Source organism: Chryseobacterium sp. MHB01 (assembly GCF_034651565.1).
In the GTDB taxonomy this organism is placed as follows: domain Bacteria; phylum Bacteroidota; class Bacteroidia; order Flavobacteriales; family Weeksellaceae; genus Chryseobacterium; species Chryseobacterium nepalense.
The window spans coordinates 1-3388 of sequence record NZ_JAYEDA010000036.1 but is presented as its reverse complement, the minus strand read 5'-3'; the positions used below and the strand labels follow the sequence as shown (position 1 = coordinate 3388).

2 protein-coding genes are annotated in these 3388 nt (G+C 43.2%); both read right to left on the bottom strand.

From position 1 onward, the window contains the following. On the bottom strand, window positions 1-1250 hold a 1250-nt coding region (locus tag U9K52_RS21090), incomplete at its 3' end, for an HlyD family secretion protein (RefSeq protein ID WP_322928004.1). 53 nt (window positions 1251-1303) lie between these two features. After that, window positions 1304-3388 (bottom strand): peptidase domain-containing ABC transporter (locus U9K52_RS21085; protein ID WP_322928003.1); only part of this gene is annotated, 2085 nt, incomplete at its 5' end.

Sequence of the window (3388 nt, the reverse complement as noted above, 5' to 3'; positions counted from 1 at the left end):
CTGAGGTCTTGTGTTACGATTTCGGCATTTCCTTTTAATTCTTTATCGAAGGGAAGCGTTTTATTGTAGGAAGTTTTCAGACCTTTAGGGAGTGCTACATCTACGTAGTAGTTTCCTTCTTTGTCTGGAGAGAGGGAGATGTTCTGGACTTTTCCTTCCACGATGCCATATTCCTGGTATCGGTAATTATCGAGCTTGATGAGCACTTTCTCCCCGGTAATGATTTTCCCTGAATTCGTTGCAGGAACGGACATTCTTCCCACCAGTTTTTCTCTGTTGTCCGGGAGGATGGATAAAATGGCGTCTCCCGCCTTTACAAACTGGTTTTCCCCGAAGAACTGCTGAAAGCTGGCCTCACCATCGGTATTGGAGATGATCAGGTAATTTTGTTCCCACTGTTTGAGGGATTTCCTGAGCTGCTCAAAAAGCTGTAATGTCTGTGAAGAATAGGTAATTTTGTCTTTTTCGATATTGATTACCGTTCCGCTTTTTGTTTTATTGACATTAGAGATTCCTTCTTCGATCTGGGACAAGGAAATATTGATGTTTTCCAGGTTCTGCTGCGCCTGGAGGAATTTAATTTTCTCATTTTCCAGTTCTACGGCAGCAATAACCCCCTGGTTAAACAATTCCTGTGAGCGCTGGTAATTTTTTCTGGTGATTTCATACTTTGCCTGTTCGAGGCTTTTCTGTTGTTTAAGGGTTGCGATTCTCACTCTGTATTCGGATAGGCTCTGGTTGGCGGCAATATTTTCAGGGGCATAAGGCTGTAACCTTGTAAACAAGGCTTCATCCTGAAACGCCTTTGCAAAACTGTTGTAATCGCCCTGCAGTTCCCCGAGTTTAAAATGGGAAGTTTCGCTGAGTGGAAATCGGGCCAGCTGATCCGGGGTAATAGAGTCTACCAGCTTTTTCAGCTGTAGGATGTCTTTATAATTGGCCGTTGACTGCATCACCATCAGGACTTCATTTTTTTTAACATGCTGATGGTCTTTGATGAATATTTTTTCGATTTTCGAATTGGTACGTGCCTCGAGCTTTTCGGGCGGATTCTGTGAGGTAACCACAATAGGGGCGGGAATAAATTCCGGATAGCGTATGATATAGCTCATGATGAGAATCATCACCAGGATTAAAAAAATAATGGTGTTTCCCCAGCGGATCATCCAGTGAGGCGGCTGGGTAAGGATATCCTGAACGCTTTCAGAACGGAGTTCTATATTGTCTAAAATGTCTTTCTTCGTTTCCAAAATATGTTGTATTGTAAAACTTTGTCAAAGCTTGAGAACTTTAACAAAGTCCATTAATTTCCAAGTTCCAATTGATTTTTTACCAGACGGTAATATTCTCCTTTTAAAGCCACGAGCTGAGCATGGTTTCCTTCTTCCACCACTTTTCCTTTGTCTAAAACAATGATTTTATCGGCATGTTTTACAGTGGAAAGCCTGTGGGCAATTACCACGGCCGTTTTACCTTTAAAAAACTGCTCTAGGTTTTCCATAATTACCTTTTCATTATTGGCGTCCAGTGCGGAGGTGGCTTCATCGAAGAAAATATATTCCGGGGATTTGTATACGGCCCTTGCAATGAAAAGCCTTTGCTTTTGTCCGCCGCTTACTCCCAGGCCTTCATTTCCGATCTTGGTGTTGTAGCTTAAAGGAAGTTCTTCGATAAAATCTTTGATATGGGCTATTTCTACTGCTTTACGCAGTTTTTTCTTATCAGGATAATCTTCACCCACCGCAATATTGTTGGCAATGGTATCATTAAAAATATAGCCCTCCTGCATCACCACCCCGCAATGGTCCCTCCAGAAACGGGGAGAAATATTCTTAAGCTTGGTGTTACCCAGCCTTATTTCCCCTTCATTGGGTTCATAAAACTTCATCAGGAGCTTGAGCAGGGTTGTTTTCCCGCTTCCGCTGGCCCCAACAATGGCGGTAGTTTTCTGATAAGGAATATTTAAATTTAAATTTTCAAAAACATGCGCTTCTGAACCGATATAGCGGAAAGAGAGATTTTCAACTTCAATATCCTTTTGGGGAAGATCATGGGTATATTGCTCGTCCGGATTTTCCTCATCGTCTTTATCATGAATTTCGCCCAGTCTTTCGAGTGAAATTTTGGCATCCTGGGATTGTTTGATAAAATCGATAAGCTGCAGCAAAGGGCTGTTGAGCTGTCCGATGATGTACTGCACGGAGAGCATCATTCCCAGCGTTAAATTTCCGCTTAACACCAGTTTTGCAGAGAGAAAGCTTACCAGGATATCCTTCATCTGGTTGATGAAATTCCCTCCCACGGACTGCCACTGCTCCAGGGATAGAGATTTGATCCGGATTTTAAAAAGCTTTACCTGGAGAAACTCCCAGTCCCAGCGTTTTTGTTTTTCGGCATTGTGCATTTTAATTTCCTGCATGCCGTTGATAAGCTCAATCACCTTGCTCTGTTCCTGGGAAACCTGGGAAAATCTTTTATAATCGAGTTCTTTTCTTTTTTTCAGGAAAAAGCTGATCCACCCGATATAAGCTGCCGCACCCACCAGGTACACAACAAACAGTCTGTAATCATAAAACAGAAGGACGATGCTGAATATAATGAGGTTCACCAGGGAAAAGAGCGTGTTAAGCGAAGAGCTGGTTAAGAGCTGCTCGATCCTGTGATGATCATTAATCCTCTGCATGATATCTCCCGTCATTCGGGTATCAAAAAAGCTGATGGGCAGCTTCATGAGCTTGATAAAGAAATCGGAGATAATGGAAATATTGATCCTTGCGGAAAGGTGCAGTAAAATCCAGCTCCGGATCACCTCGATTCCCATTCTTCCGATGAAGAGCATGATTTGGGCGAGAAGGACCAGGTAAATGAAATTCAGGTCCTGGTTCTGGATGCCTACGTCTACGATGCTCTGGGTAAGGAAAGGGAAAATCAGGGACAATAAGCTTCCTGCAAGAAGGCCTATGGCCAGCTGGATGACCAGGGATTTGTATTTTAAGAGATATTTTGAAAGAAAGGAAAAGCTGGCTTTGCTTTCTTTATCGTCAAATTCGGTCTGGAAGAACGCAGGGGTTGTTTCTAAAATCAGGGCAATGCCTTCTTCTGTTTTTTCATTGGCGTTTTCACCAATCCAGAGCTTGATGAATTCCTGCGGAGCGTAGGTAATGAGCCCGTAGCTTGGATCGGAAATATATACTTTTCTGTTTTTGTCAATTTTATAAATGACCACAAAATGGTTTTTGTTCCAGTGCACAATGCAGGGAAGGGGTACTTCTTCGGCCAGGGTATTGAAGTCGATCTGAACGCCCATGGAACGGAATCCCAAATCTTCGGCAGCATCACTCAGCCCCAGAAGGCTGCTTCCTTCGCGGGTGGTCTCCGAGAGGTTGCG